At 62.5% G+C, this 14,650-nt stretch carries 11 protein-coding genes and 1 tRNA gene; 9 read left to right on the top strand and 3 right to left on the bottom strand.

The genetic code is table 11. The features are described from left to right. Window positions 1-61: 61 nt before the first annotated feature. The 5 genes from ACN0YJ_RS05985 to ACN0YJ_RS05965 all read left to right on the top strand — a co-directional run bounded on the left by ACN0YJ_RS05985 (window position 62) and on the right by ACN0YJ_RS05965 (window position 7,579). A complete protein-coding gene (locus ACN0YJ_RS05985; RefSeq protein ID WP_417495631.1) occupies window positions 62-2,149 on the top strand; it encodes a M13 family metallopeptidase in 2,088 nt (695 codons plus the stop codon). Window positions 2,150-2,318: 169 nt separating this feature from the next. Next, the gene (locus ACN0YJ_RS05980) at window positions 2,319-4,394 is read left to right on the top strand and encodes a M13 family metallopeptidase (protein WP_417495630.1); all 2,076 of its coding nucleotides are present in this window, start codon (window positions 2,319-2,321) and stop codon (window positions 4,392-4,394) included. Between the two features lie 111 nt (window positions 4,395-4,505). Then, window positions 4,506-5,762, top strand: a complete 1,257-nt coding sequence (locus ACN0YJ_RS05975; RefSeq protein WP_417478664.1) for a DUF819 domain-containing protein — start codon at window positions 4,506-4,508, stop codon at window positions 5,760-5,762. A 171-nt stretch (window positions 5,763-5,933) separates the two neighbouring features. After that, the gene (locus ACN0YJ_RS05970) at window positions 5,934-6,905 is read left to right on the top strand and encodes a hypothetical protein (protein ID WP_417478663.1); all 972 of its coding nucleotides are present in this window, start codon (window positions 5,934-5,936) and stop codon (window positions 6,903-6,905) included. An 83-nt stretch (window positions 6,906-6,988) separates the two neighbouring features. Continuing rightward, window positions 6,989-7,579: a gamma-glutamylcyclotransferase gene (locus tag ACN0YJ_RS05965; protein ID WP_417495629.1), complete on the top strand. Its 591-nt coding sequence runs from the start codon at window positions 6,989-6,991 to the stop codon at window positions 7,577-7,579. Window positions 7,580-7,591: 12 nt separating this feature from the next. On the opposite strand, the gene ACN0YJ_RS05960 is transcribed toward ACN0YJ_RS05965, so the two are convergent. Beyond that, on the bottom strand, window positions 7,592-9,271 hold the full coding sequence (locus ACN0YJ_RS05960) for an aminotransferase class V-fold PLP-dependent enzyme (RefSeq protein WP_417495628.1): 1,680 nt from the start codon (window positions 9,269-9,271) through the stop codon (window positions 7,592-7,594). Window positions 9,272-9,391: 120 nt separating this feature from the next. Between ACN0YJ_RS05960 and ACN0YJ_RS05955 the strand changes: the two genes are divergently transcribed. Beyond that, entirely contained in the window at window positions 9,392-9,844 is a 453-nt protein-coding gene (locus ACN0YJ_RS05955; RefSeq protein WP_417478660.1) for an Lrp/AsnC family transcriptional regulator, read from the top strand. Between the two features lie 32 nt (window positions 9,845-9,876). On the opposite strand, the gene ACN0YJ_RS05950 is transcribed toward ACN0YJ_RS05955, so the two are convergent. Further along, window positions 9,877-9,953: transfer RNA gene (locus ACN0YJ_RS05950), tRNA-Arg, on the bottom strand. A 133-nt stretch (window positions 9,954-10,086) separates the two neighbouring features. Beyond that, on the bottom strand, window positions 10,087-11,064 hold the full coding sequence (locus tag ACN0YJ_RS05945; protein WP_417495627.1) for a P1 family peptidase: 978 nt from the start codon (window positions 11,062-11,064) through the stop codon (window positions 10,087-10,089). A gap of 65 nt (window positions 11,065-11,129) precedes the next feature. Between ACN0YJ_RS05945 and ACN0YJ_RS05940 the strand changes: the two genes are divergently transcribed. The 3 genes from ACN0YJ_RS05940 to ACN0YJ_RS05930 form a co-directional block, all read left to right on the top strand. Next, entirely contained in the window at window positions 11,130-12,866 is a 1,737-nt protein-coding gene (locus tag ACN0YJ_RS05940) for a gamma-glutamyltransferase family protein (protein ID WP_417495626.1), read from the top strand. Between the two features lie 863 nt (window positions 12,867-13,729). Further along, window positions 13,730-14,170: a helix-turn-helix domain-containing protein gene (locus ACN0YJ_RS05935; protein WP_417495625.1), complete on the top strand. Its 441-nt coding sequence runs from the start codon at window positions 13,730-13,732 to the stop codon at window positions 14,168-14,170. A gap of 80 nt (window positions 14,171-14,250) precedes the next feature. Then, window positions 14,251-14,650: serine hydrolase (locus ACN0YJ_RS05930; RefSeq protein ID WP_417495624.1), on the top strand; the 400-nt coding region annotated here is incomplete at its 3' end.

Here is a 14,650-nt window from a genome sequence, read left to right as displayed (position 1 = left end):
TTCCGGCCCGCCCGGCTTTATGATCGAAAGTTAACGTAAAGAACCCTTGGGAAAATCCAGTATGAAAAAGTTTCTGCTCAGCGGCGTATGCGTCGCGATGCTCGCCGCCTGCAACCCGGCCGCCGAGGCCCCCGCACCCGATACCCCGGCCGTCGAAACCCCGGCTGAAACTGCAGCCCTCACCGGCGAGGCGGCCCTGGGCAGCTGGGGTATCGAAACCGCCTATGTCAGCGAGACCGTCAGCCCCGGCGACGACTTTTTCACGCACGTCAATCAAGGCTGGCTGGATACCGCGGAAATCCCCACCGGCTTCAGCTCGGCCGGTGCGTTCCTTGACCTCTATCTGACCTCGGAAGAGCGCGTGAACACCATTATCGCCGAGGCCGCCGCGACCACGGACGCTGTTGCCGGCACGCCGGAACAGCAGATCGGCGACCTGTATCGCAGCTATATGGATACCGACCGGATCGAAGCGCTCGGCCTGTCACCGATCCAGGAAGAGCTCGACGCCGTGCTCGCTTCGACGACGCATACAGAGATCGCTCGCTGGTTCGGCCTTCCTGTCCACCAGTCGATGATGGGGCTCTATGTCGCCCAGGATTCCGGCAATCCACAGCGTTACCTCACCCATGTCTCACAAAGCGGCCTGGGTCTGCCAAACCGTGATTACTATCTCGATGACGGTGAGCGCTATGTCGCTTATCGCGAAGCTTATGTGGCCTATATCACCAATATCCTGACGCTGTCCGGAATCGATAATGCCGGAGAGCGCGCCGCTGACATCATGGCGCTGGAAACAGCCCTGGCCCAGGTTCACTGGCCGGCCGAACTGGCCCGCGAATCCGTGCCGAATTACCACCTGATGACCCTGGCCGAACTTGAGACCTATGCACCGGGCTTTGAGTGGGGCGCCTTCCTGGAAGCCCTCGGCATCGCCGATATCACCGAAGTCGTCGTCAATACCGACACCGCCGTTCAAGGCACTGCGCAGCTGTTCGCCGAAACGCCCGTTGATGTGCTGGCATCCTATCTGGCCTTCCATTTCGTCGACAACCAGACCGGTCAGCTTCCGGCCCGGTTCGACGAAGCGAGCTTTGACTTCTACTCGCGCACCCTGCGCGGCGTTGAGGAACAGCGTCCGCGTGATCTGCGTGCCATCCAGTTCGTCAATGGACGCTTTGGTGAAAACATCGGCCAAGTCTATGTCGAGCGCTACTTCCCGCCGGAGTACAAGGCGCAGATGGAAGAGCTGGTCGAATACCTGCGCGCGGCCTTCGCAGCCCGCATCGCGACGCTGGAATGGATGGATGACGCCACCCGCGCCGAGGCCCAGGACAAGCTGGAAAGCTTCCTGCCGAAGATCGGCTACCCGGATGTCTGGCGCGATTATTCCACGATTGCCGTTGATTCCGGCGATTTGATCGGCAATGTCCGCGCGATCAGCGCCTGGAACTGGGCCGACCAACGCGCCCAGTTGAACGAGTCCAAGCGCGACTGGATGTGGTATATGAGCCCGCAGACGGTCAATGCCTACTACAACCCGGACAGCAATGAGATCGTCTTCCCGGCGGCCATCCTGCAAGCCCCCTTCTTCGATCCTTTCGCCGACCCGGCGGTCAATTTTGCGGCTATTGGCGGCGTCATCGGCCATGAAATGGGCCATGGCTTCGACGATCAGGGTGCCGAACAGGACGGACAGGGCGTGTTGCGCAACTGGTGGACCGACTTCTCCCGCGAGCACTTCCGGGAGCGCACCGGCAGCCTAGTCGCCCAATACGACGCCTTCTCGCCGGTTGAAGGTGAAAACGTCAACGGCCAGCTCACCCTGGGTGAGAATATCGGTGACCTCGGCGGCCTCTCCATCGCTTACCAGGCCTATCACGCCTATCTGGCTGACCATGGCGGCGACGCTCCGGTGCTCGATGGCCTGACCGGGGACCAACGCTTCTTCATGTCATGGGCCCAGGTCTGGCGCTCGAAAATGACCGAAGACAGCATGGTCTCGCGCCTGCGTTCGGACCCGCACAGCCCGGCACAATACCGGGTCAATGGCGTCGTCCGCAATATCGATGCCTGGTATGAAGCCTTCGGCATTACCGAGGACAGCGATCTCTACCTGCCACCGGAAGAGCGGGTTTCGATCTGGTAGTCGGACCCAATAACAAATCAGGCGGTCCGGTCATGCCGGGCCGCCTTTTTTTTTGTACCGGGCTCGTTTCAGGCCCCGCGGTGACGAATTGCCACCGAAGGCTTGCGTCCTGGCCAGCGCGCCCTAGTCTCGCTCCCAATCAGATTTGAACCAGACGGAGAAATGTCCCGTGAAGAAAATCCTCCTCCGCACCGTGTGCCTCGCCTTCCTGGCGGCTTGTAGCCCGGCGGCTGAATCACCCGTAGCGGACACTAGCGCTGCCAGCGAACCGGCTGCCCAGGCCGCGGCCCCGTCGCTTGGCACCTGGGGCATCGAAACCCAGCATATAAGCGAGACCGTCGCGCCCGGTGACGACTTCTTCCGCTATGTGAATGAAGGCTGGCTCGACACGACCGAAATCCCCGCCGGTTTCTCGAATTTCGGATCCTTCTCAGAACTTGCCCTGAGCGCGGAAGAGCGCATCGACGCGATTATCGCGGACGTATCGGCGACAGAAAACCCGGCCGGCTCCGTCGAGCAACAGGTCGGCGACCTCTATGCCAGCTACATGGATAGCGAGCGTCTCAATGCACTGGGCCTGAACCCGGCCCAGCCCGGCCTTGACCGGATCGCCGCGGCACAGAGTTATGGCGACGTGATTGACCTGTTTGGCGCGAGCGGATTTGCCTCGCTGTTTGGCGCCGGCGTTGGCCGCGATGCCGGCAATCCGGACACTTACATCGTCTATATCCGCCAATCGGGCCTGGGCATGCCGGACCGCGACTATTATCTGCGTGATGATGAGCGCTTCGACGCTTATCGTGCCGCCTATGTCGAATACATGAGCGATGTGTTTGGCATGCTCGGCGAAAACAATGGTTCCTTGCGCGCCCAGGCCGTGCTGGACCTGGAAACCGCGATCGCGCAGATGCACTGGACTCGCGCGGAAAGCCGCGACCGCGTCGCCAGCTATAATCCCATGACGGTCGAAGAACTGCAGGCCTACGCCCCGGGCTTTGACTGGGCGCGCTTCATGACGGCGCTGGACTTTGCCGACCAGGACAATGTCGTGGTCTCACAGAACACCGCTGTCCAGTCGCTGGCCTCCTTCTTCCAGGAAATCCCGCTGGAGACCTGGAAGGATTATCTGACACTCCATTATATGGATTCAAACCGCAATGAACTCGATGAGGCGTTCTATGATCGCAGCTTCGATTTCTGGAGCCGGACGCTTTCAGGCACGGAAGAGCCCCGCGCCCGCGATCGCCGGGCGATACAGTATGTCAACGGGCCGCTCGGCCAGGCGATTGGCCGCATCTATGTCGAGCGGCATTTCCCGGCCGAGAGCAAGGCCGAGATGGAAGACCTGGTCGGCTATCTGCGCCGGGCGCTCGGTGATCGGATCGAAACCCTGGAATGGATGGATGACGAGACCCGGGCCGAAGCGCTCGACAAGCTCGCCAAATTCACCCCGAAGATTGCCTATCCAGACCAGTGGCCGGACTATTCGTCGATCGAGATCCGCCCCGATGACCTGTTCGGCAATTCGGAACGCATCTCGGCCTGGTACCGTGCCGAGAGCCGCGCGCGCCTGCGTGGCCCGATCCGTGAGTGGGAATGGGGCATGTCACCCCAGACGGTGAATGCCTATTATTCCTCGACCGCCAATGAAATTGTCTTCCCGGCGGCCATTCTTCAAGGCCCCTTCTTCGATGCCAATGCCGACCCGGCGGTGAATTTCGGCGGCATTGGTGCCGTGATCGGTCATGAAATGGGCCATGGTTTCGACGATCAGGGCAGTCAGTCCGATGGCGATGGCCTGCTGCGCAACTGGTGGACGGATTATTCGCGCGAGCAGTTCGATGCACGCACCGACCAGATCGTCGCGCAGTATGAGGAATTCTCTCCGGTCGAGGGCATGTTCGTAAATGGACGCCTCACCCTGGGTGAAAATATCGGCGATATCGGCGGGCTCTCGATGGCCTATCGCGCCTATCACATGTATCTCGCCGATCATGGCGGCGAAGCGCCAGTGATTGACGGCTTCACCGGCGATCAACGCTTCTTCATGGCGTGGGCCCAGGTCTGGCGCCGGCTCTACACCGAGGATAATCTCGTCGCCCGCATCACCACAGACCCGCACAGCCCGTCCCAATACCGCACCAATGGAGTCGTCCGGAATATGGATGTCTGGTACGAGGCCTTCGGTGTCACCGAGGACGATGCGCTCTATCTGCCACCTGAGGAACGCGTCTCCGTCTGGTAGCCTGTTCGATCCTGTATGAAACGGCCCGGCCCCTGGCCGGGCCGTTTTGTATTGGGGGGTTGCGAAGCAGCGCCGGGCACGGTCATATCAGGGCAGCTTCCGGGGGAATTCATGGAAAACGAACTTGCACCGCTGATCAGCAATGATGCTGTCGTACTGGGTCTGCTAGCCGTCATCCTGGGGGCGGTATTCTGGACCTCGACCTCGGGCGGCCCGACCTTCAAGCGTTTCTACCAGGTTTTCCCCCCGCTCCTGCTTTGCTATTTCCTGCCTTCACTCCTGAACACATTCAATATCGTGGACCCGGAAGAATCCCGGCTCTACTTCGTGGCCTCGCGCTATCTTTTGCCGGCAGCCCTGGTTCTGCTGGCGATGTCGGCAGACCTGCCGGCAACGCTGCGGCTTGGTCCCAAAGCCCTCATCATGTTCCTGACCGGCACGATCGGCGTGATTATCGGTGGGCCGATCGCCCTGCTGATCGCCAGCTCCTTCCTGCCCGACCTGATTGGTGTCGACGGACCTGAAGCCGTCTGGCGCGGGATGACGACTGTTGCCGGCAGCTGGATCGGCGGCGGCGCCAACCAGGCAGCGATGTATGAGATCTTCGATGTTGGCGACCAGATCTTCTCGGCCTGGATTGCCGTCGACGTCATTGTCGCCAATGTCTGGATGGCACTCTTGCTGATTGCAGCGAGCCATGCGGTGGCAATCGACAAGCGGCTCGGCGCCGATGCTCGCGCTGTCGATCATCTGCGCCTCAAGGCGGAAGCCTATGAATCGGAGCATGCGCGCATCCCCGAACTGCGCGACATGATGTTTATCGCGGCGATCGGTTTTGGTGCCGTCGCGATCGCGCACCTGGCCTCCGACTTCCTCGCGCCATGGTTCTTCGAACACTATCCGGAGCTGGAACGCTACAGCCTGCACTCCGGTTTCTTCTGGCTGATCATTGTCGCGACCGCGATCGGCGTCGCGCTGTCCTTCTCGCCCGCCCGCAAGCTGAGCGGGGCCGGGTCGATGAAGACCGGCTCGGTCTTCATCTACATACTCGTCGCCACGATCGGCATGAATATGGATATCACCGCGATTGCGCGTAATCCGGAATTCTTCCTGATCGGCGCCATCTGGATTGCGATCCATGCCTGCCTGCTCATAGCGATGGCATTCATCATCAAGGCGCCGGTCTTCTTCCTCGCCGTTGGCAGCCAGGCCAATATTGGCGGCGCGGCCTCCGCCCCGGTCGTCGCGTCCGCCTTCCACCCCTCGCTTGCCCCGGTCGGGGTCTTGCTGGCGGTCGTCGGCTATATCACTGGAACCTGGGGCGCGTGGCTGACCGGTCAGATCCTGCGGAACGTGGCGGGCGTCTAGGCAACCAGAAACCTCCCTCAGGCGAATTGGGCAGAAATTTTTCCCCTAACCGGTGAATCCCGACATAAAAGTTTAAATTGCCTTAACTCTTCGATGAATTTGGGTTAACCTCTTCTGAACTGGAGTGTCTTGCGGTCGTCGCGAGGCGACGTCCTGAAGGGGGGATGCATAATGCACAGCAAATTCTTGATCACCGGAAGCGCATTGGCGATTCTGGCCTCATCAGCAGCTTTCGCCGGCGATGCCGAATGGTTCCCGCCGGATCCGCCGTCCAGCGCCGCTTCGGGCGAGTGCTATGCGCGTGTCCGGATTGATCCACAATATGACGCCTTCGCCGAACAGGTGACGACGCAGGATGCCTACGAACGCTATGACGTGGCTCCGCCGCGCCTGCGTGACGAGATCCGCGAATACGTGTCACGTGAAGCCGGTGTGCGCTATATCGTGCACGAGCCGGTTTATAACACCGTCACCGAAACGGTTCAGGTCCGTCCGGCATACTCCGAATATGTGGTTCAGCCCGCCGTGCACAACACGGTGACCGAGACCATCATGGTGCGTGAGCCGCGTCAGGTCTGGCGCCGCGGCTATGAGCCGGGCGCATCGATGACCCGCTATGATTCAGAAACCGGTGAAATCTGGTGTCTGGTCGAGGAAGCTGGCGAATACCGCACTGTGACGCGCAATGTCATTGTGACGCCGGCCAGCATCGATGAGATCCACCATCCGGCCGAGTTCTCGACGATCACCCGCGATGTTCTGGTCCAGGCCGCGAGCGTCGAGGAAATTCCGATCGATCCCCGTTATGACAGCTATTCGATCCAGGTCGTTGATCAACCGGCTTCGGTCGACAGCCATCTCATTCCGGCTGGCACCGAGACAGTGACCCGCTACACCTTGCGTTCGGAAGAGCGTTGGGAATGGCGCCTGATGGATTGCGACGATATCGACCTCCCCGGCCACAACCCGCCGATGAGCACGAATATCCCTGCAGTGGCGGCCAATCAGCCACCCGCTCCAGGCAGCAGCACCTACCTCTACGGGACTGATATGCCAGCTGGCGATCAGACCTATTCCGAGGAAATGCCGGTGGCCCAGGCCTCTTATTCCAGCAATTCCTACTCGGCTCGCCGCCGTAACTAGACGGCGACCGGCCTGCCAATTGGCGGGACATGAATACGGACGGCGCGGGACATCCCGCGTCGTTTCCGTTTAGGGTGATCCCCATGAGCGGAACCGATTTTCTTATCGGCTATGGCAGCCTGTTGAGCGCCTATAGCCGTCAGACCTATTCCAACCTGCACACGCCGGTCATCCCGGTCATGGTTTCCGGCTGGCAGCGTGGCTGGTCGACGCGGTATGGCGATGAGGCAGCGACCTACCTGGGGGTTCGCCAGGCCGCTGGCGCCTCATTGAGCGCAGCCCTGGTGCCCACACAAATCACCGACGCATTGCGACATCGCGAGCGGGGCTATGATTTCACGCCGGTCGACGGCGTTGCTGTCCGCCTGCTGCACGAGAATGCAGCGGCGAGCGATCTCGATACGGCCCGCTTCTGGATCGTCGTCAATCGTGAGCAGTCAAGGGCCGATCAGGATCACCCGATCGCACAATCCTATATCGATACCTGCATGATCGGCTGCCTGGAAAACGGCGGCACCCCGATGGCACGCCATTTCATCGAATCCACCGAATTGTGGGACGGTCACCGTGTCGATGATCGCGACTGGCCAACCCCGCTCTATCCGCGCGGCACCCCGGCCAGTCCGGCCCAACGCAGCGAGATCGATGCCCTGTTGCGTGCGGCAGGCGTGTGATCACAGCAGCGGTCAGGCCGGCTGCAAGGCCTCGCCAGAACCCGCCGTCTCCAGCCCCTGTGCCAGCGATTGGGCCGCCGCCAAAGCCGCAACGAAACAAGCTGTGCGGTCGCACGACTCGGCCAGGGGCTCAGCCAACGTGTCCGCCAGCAGCACCTTCGGGAAGCAGACCGGCCCAGACGATGTCGTGCCGCGCCATTTCCAGGCTCCGCGCACTGTATCAAACACATACAGCTCGGCGAAGCGCCAGCCATGCGTGGCCAGGAATTCGACCGCGTCGATCAGGTAGGCGACCTCTTCGGGCTCCATCACCCAATGCAGGCTGACCCGGCACCAACCCGGGCGCAGACCGGCCTCGCCATCCAGAACCGCAGCTCGAATGACTTCCGATTGGGCCGCGTCAATGCCGAGCAATTCATGACCATAGGGCCCGGCACAGGAACAACCGGCACGGGACTGGATGCCGAACAGATCATTCAACAGCGTCGTGACCAGACGCGGATGCAGGATATCGCCTTCAGGGTCGAGAATATTGAAGGCGACAATGCCGATCCGGCGATCCGGATCAGCCTCACCGAGAATATCGATCGCAGGGTTTTGCCCCCAGCGCGACAGGGCGCGTTCGAGCGCCACATGCTCGAGCCGGGCGATCTGCTCATAGCCGATCTCCGCCTGCGCCTGCAGCGCCAGCGCTGCGCGCACGATCTGCGGCACACCCGGCGTTCCGGCGCGTTCGCGCGGTTCGATGTCCTCGATGAAATCATGCCCGGTCTTGGTCACATAGCGCACCGTTCCACCGGCACTCTGGGTCGGCGGCAGATCGCGCCGGTAGAGCGCCTGGTTGAACAGCAAAATGCCGCAAGCCCCCGGACCGCCCAGAAATTTATGCGGCGAAAAATAGACCGCATCGATCCAGGCATCGGGATGCGCGGCCGGATGCATGTCGATCGGCAGATAGGGCGCACTCGCGGCGCAGTCGAGGCACAGAATGGCATTGTGAGCGTGCAACAAGCTGGCCAGGCCAATGACATCACTCTTGATACCCGTGACGTTGGACGCTGCCGAAAAGGCGCCGATCCGGCGGCGGCCGAGCCAGCGCGGATCTCGCAATTGCGCCTCCAGATCCGCCATGTCGATGCCACCATCCGCCGCCAGCTGGATCGGCACAACCTCGCCCAGACTCTCGCGCCAGCTGAGCTCGTTGGAATGGTGTTCATAGGGGCCGACAAAAATGACCGGGCAATCAGCTGCAACGGCCTCGTCGAGCTTTCGACGTCCATCAGGTCCGAGCGCCCCGGCCGCAGCCGTGAGAATCCGGTCGCGACTGGCTGGTGCGATCGCGAGACCGAGAATTTCCTGCAATTTGTGAATCGTTCCGGTCGCGCCAGATCCACAGGTGAGCAGGCAATCCTCAGGCCCGGCATTCACGGCCTTCCGGATGAAGCTCTCGGCCTGATGCATCCAGGCCGATGAAGCGCGACCGGTTGCGCTGTCGACGGTATGCGGATTGGCATACAGCCCGGACAGGCGCTCGATTTGCTGTTCGACCTGGCGCAAGGCGCGGCCACTCGCGGTGTAATCGGCATAGACCATCAACCGCTCGCCGAACGGAGTATTCAGCATCGCGTCGCGGCCAATCATGCCGGCGCGGACGCGGGAAAGCGCAGAGGTTGAATCAATGGCATCGCGCATAAATCGGGGCCTCCGTGAATGAGTGAGCATGAGACCATTTCTGGTGGAGTTAAAATTACTCATCTTTACCCAAAATCATGCATTATGGAGCGAACTTCGCCACAATGAGAGGGTTTCACAGTGCTCGACGACTATGACCGCCGAATTTTGAAGCTGGTACAGAGTGATGCCGACCGTACCGTACAGGAGATTGCCGATCTGATCGGGCTCAGCGCGACACCGACGGCGCGGCGGATGAGGCGCCTCGGCGAACAGGGCGTTATCCGCAAGAATGTCAGCCTGCTCGACGCGGAGGCACTCGGCCTGCACGCGACGCTCTTCGTCTCGATCCGCACCAGCCGCCACGATGCCGAATGGCTGGGCAGATTTGCCGAGGGCGTAAAGCGAATGCCGGAAGTGGTCGAATTCTACCGGCTCAGCGGCGATGTCGACTATCTGCTCAAGCTCTGCCTGCCCGATGTCCGCGCCTATGACGAAGTCTACAAGAAGCTGATCGCCATCGCACCGCTCTCCGATGTCAGCGCCAGCTTTGCCATGGACGCGATCAAGAACACGACCGAATTACCGGTGTGAGGGCGGCAGGCTGAAATATGGCAGGAGAAAAATGGTGCACCGGGAGAGATTCGAACTCCCGACCCCTAGATTCGTAGTCTAGTGCTCTATCCAACTGAGCTACCGGTGCAGGCCATGCCTTCAGGGTCTGGTGCCCTGAAGAGGCGCGGAACCTAACCGCGAGCCCTGGCGAAAGCAAGTACTGCGAACGGGCAAAAGCAGGCGTAACGCACAGGCCCTCAAAGCGGGACAGGCAAGGTGGATTATGCGGCTGCGTGAACACCGCGTGCCACCGCCCGGGCCAGGCAATCGGCGGCCAGTGAGCCGAGCCGGGCGAGGTTGAATTCGGGTGGCTCCGGCAGGGGTCGGGCAGCGGTCGACAGGGCAAAGACGACATCGCCATCAAAGGGCGTGTGCACCGGACGGATGGCCCGCGCCAGCCCGTCCTGGGCCATGATGGCGAGGCGTTGGGCCTGGGCCGGGGTCAGCGCGACATCGGTGGCGATACAGGCGATGGTGGTATTCTCACGGGCGCCGGGATTGATCTTGGCCGCACCCCAATCCTCCGGCTCTGCCGACCAGCCGGGCGCCGGGCGGGCGCCGCCGAACTCGCCATCAATCTCCCAGGGCCAGGCCCAGTAGACGTCACTGCCAGGCATGGTGACCGAGCCAAAACTATTAACGCAGACCAGCGCCGCGATGGTGATACCGTCGGGCGTGACCAGGCTGGCCGAGCCGGTACCGCCGATGCGCGATCCGGCGCGGGCACCATAGCCGGCACCGCTGCGTCCCAGCCGCACCTCGCGAGAGGCGGCCACCAGCGCCGCCTTGCCGAGCTGGCGATAGGGCGGCTCCTCGCCCCAGGCCTTGTCGCCGCCATTGGCCAGATCATAGAGAATGGCCGACGGGATAACCGGCGAGACCGGCACGCCGGGCGTCTTCATCAGGGCAAAGCCGCGCCCCTGTGCGCCGAGCATGGCCGCGACACCATCGGCCGCCGCAAGCCCGTAGGAAGACCCGCCCGACAGCACGACGGCGTCGACGGCGTCGACCAGTGTGTGGGCGGCGAGCGCATCAGTCTCGCGCGTTCCCGGCCCGCCACCGCGCACATCAACGGCGCAGACGGCGCGCGCATCCGGCAGGATGACCGTGACGCCGGTCTGCACCGATACGTCCTCGGCCTGGCCGACCCTGAGGCCGGTGACATCCGTCAATGTGTTGGTTTTGCCCGGAACTGCCATTTAGGGCCTCTCATCTGGTGCCGCTTCGCGCTATCGTGCCCACACTGCGACGAGGGGCAAGTGTAATGATCCGTTTTCTGCTGTCTGCCAGTGCATTGGCATCGATACTCACTGTCACCGCCTGCGGCCAGCCGAGCGTGGTCGAAACCCCGGTGGCGGACACGCCTGATCAGAGCCAGACCCGCCAGGCGATGGTCGCCGCGGCCAATCCGCTGGCGGTGGAAGCCGGGCTGGCCGCCTTGCGCGCCGGCGGCGATGCGGTTGATGCAGCCATTGCGGTTCAGAGCGTACTCGGCCTGGTCGAGCCGCAAAGCTCCGGCCTCGGCGGCGGCGCCTTCATGCTGTATTTCGATGCCCAGACCGGCAGCCTGACCGCCTATGATGGCCGCGAAACCGCGCCGGCCAGCGCCTCGCCCGATCTCTTTCTCGACGAAAATGGCCAAGCCTTGAGCTTTTATGACGCGGTCTTCTCGGGCCATTCGGTCGGCGCGCCCGGCGCGGTGGCGATGCTGGCCCTGGCGCATGGCGATCATGGCGAACTGGACTGGGCCGACGGATTTGATGCCGCCATTGAACTGGCCGAGGACGGCTTCGCCGTCTCGCCGCGTCTGCAAGGCTTCATCGCCGGCATGGCGCCGCGTTCGCCAATCGATGAATGGCCGGCCTCGCGGGCCTATTTCTACCTCGAGGATGGCAGCCCCCTGCCCGTCGGCTATCAATTGCGCAACCCGGCCTATGCGATGAGCGCCCGCGCCATCGCTGCCGACTGGCATAATCTCTATTCCGGCCCGCTGGCCGAAGCGATCGTCGAGGCGGTCCAGGCCGAGCCACGTCCCGGCGGGCTGACCACCAGCGATCTGGCCGGCTATCAGGCCCTGCGCCGTGAAGCGATCTGCCGGCCCTACCGCCAGTGGACGGTGTGCGGCATGCCGCCGCCAGCCTCGGGCGGCGTGACGGTGAATGAGATCCTCGGCCTGATCGAGCCCTGGGACATGGCCGCCACCGGCCCGCAAACCGTCGAGGGCTGGCGCCGCTTCATCGAGGCCTCCCGCCTGGCCTATGCGGATCGCGACGCCTATATCGCCGATCCCGATTTCGTCACCGTGCCGGCCGCGGGCCTGCTGGCCGATGATTACATCACTGCCCGCTCGGCGCTGGTCGGCGGCAATCTCGCAACCCCGCACGTCACAGCCGGCACGCCCGCGGACATTGCTGCGCCCGGCCTCGATGCGACGCCCGACTCGCCCGGCACCAGCCATTTTGTCATCGTCGACAATGATGGCGATGTCGTCTCCATGACGACAACGGTGGAGAGCGTGTTCGGCAGCCACCGCATGGCTGGCGGATTCTTCCTCAATAACCAGCTGACCGATTTCTCACGCATCCCGCTCGATGCCGAAGGCGCGGCCATCCCCAATGCGCCAGAAGCCGGCAAACGGCCACGCTCCTCGATGTCACCGACCATCGTGTTCGATGCAGAGGGCAATTTTGTGCTGGCGACCGGCTCGCCCGGCGGTTCCTCCATCATCGCCTATACCGCCAAGACCCTCGTGGGCATGCTCGATTGGGGTTTGACCCCGCAGCAGGCGATCAATCTTCCCAATGTCGTCGCCAATGGCGATGTCGTGCGTGTCGAGGACGGCATGGACCCCGCGATCCTGGCCGGACTGCAAGGCCTCGGCTTCACGCTCGACGCCAATCGCGGCGAGATTTCCGGCATCCATATCGTGCGGCGGCTGGAAGACGGGAGCTTGATCGGCGGTGCCGATCCACGCCGCGAGGGTGTGGCACTACAGCCCTGACGCCCGCACGAAAATCTCCACGCCGCGAGCGGCTGGAGGTTTGAGCAGGTCACCTCGTAGTGGGAGGTGTGTGGGACGCCGGCGAATGCCGGAGCTGTTATAAGTTTTGGGGGCATCCGGGACGTCCCACACGTGGAGATTTACTCGGACGCCTTGCGGCCCCCGCCTCGAAACCGGAATGGATCATGCGGTCGAGCTTTATGCCGCCTTCCGCTCCGGTGGCCACGCCGGATTACTGGGTGTCACGCCAGCTCTCGGACGAGCTCCACGCTCCCGACCGCCGCGAATGACTGAGCTCACGCCTCCCGTGCGACCGGAACATCTGAAGTATGCGCGCAGCGAGAGGGGGCGGGGATAACATCACTCAAAATTCGTCATCCCGGCGTACGCCGGGACCTCGATATCATAGACTCCGACCCTGTCACGTCGAGGTCCTGACTTTCGTCAGGATGACGTGGGATAGTTGTCGGGCGTTGGGGGATAAGTCGCCAAACCGGTCACCGGCGCGCCCGTCATCCTCACCAGCTCCGACCGCTTCGCGGCCACCTCTTCCATCAAGGAAGAGGAGGGCGATAATCGAGGCCGGTCAGATCAAACACCCTCTTCTTCCGTGTTGGGAGCGGCGCGCCGGACATCAGTCCGGGGCGGAGCTGTTGATGGCGCGGAGCGGAGCAAGCCGATTTTTCGTTTGAACGCACACGCCGGGCACCGTCTAATCGGGGCAGAAGAGCCGCAATGGCGGGTACGTGGCGGGGTTGTGGCGCGTGACTGACGTGGGTCTGGCGCCAGGATGGCGTGGATTGGCAAGCGGTATTTGTGGTCTTGGAAAGCCCTCTCATCCCCACGCCAAGCAGGAGTAAATCATGGCCTACAAGACAGACGCAGACAAGATCAAACGCTGGCGCGAAGAGCGTCACTGGTCGCAGGAACACCTCGCCGAACTGGCCGGGATCGGGCTTCGCACCGTCCAGCGGATCGAAAATGGCGAGCAGGCCTCGCGCGACTCACTGACAGCCCTCGCCGCCGCCTTCAATGTCGAGGCGATCGCGCTGGTGATCGACCCGGAAATCGAGGCGACCGGCATTGTCCAGCGACGCAATGTGAAGGTCAGGGCCGGGGCGAGACTGGTCCTGTGGATCCACCTCGCCGCCTATGGTCTCGGGCTTGTCCTGTTTACCGCCATCTGCCTGGCCGCTGGCAGTTTCGTGATGAAATGGGCCTTGATCTGGTGGACGGTCGGCCTTTCGGCCCATGCCGCGATTGTCGTGACCATCGAGCTTATCACCCGATATATGGACGAGTGAGGGCGGCGTCGCTCTACAGTTTTGACAAGGGACGGCTCGTCCCTCAACCGGGCCACCCGAACTGATCGAAAGTTTGAGACATGACAAAAGCACGCGCAACGATCTGGGTCTTGCGGCTGGCCGCGGCCATCGTCACAGTCGGCAGCCTGTATTTCTTCGCCCCCTGGCGCGCAGCCGTTTCCTACCTGCGTCCCCTGCCCGCAAGCGTCCAGGGCGAGGTCGACCAGGTCCTCGATTACGGGCTGGACGGGATCATCGTCTATGTCGACCGCGCCGGTCATGAGCCGGAATTTCATGCCGCCGGCTGGCATGACCGCGAGGCCCGCATCCCCGCCGATCCGCACGCCCTGTTCAAGATCGCCAGCATCTCCAAACTCTATATCGCGGCGGCCACGGCCATGCTGGTCGCCGATGGCGCGCTGGACCTGGACGCCACCGTTGCGGATTTCTTCCCCGAACTGGTGGGCAAGGTAGCAAATG

It is taken from the genome of Maricaulis sp., from assembly GCF_048270095.1.
Taxonomy (GTDB): Bacteria; Pseudomonadota; Alphaproteobacteria; order Caulobacterales; family Maricaulaceae; genus Maricaulis.
The sequence above is the reverse complement of the archived record's forward strand: the minus strand, read 5'-3'. Positions and strand labels throughout refer to the sequence as shown.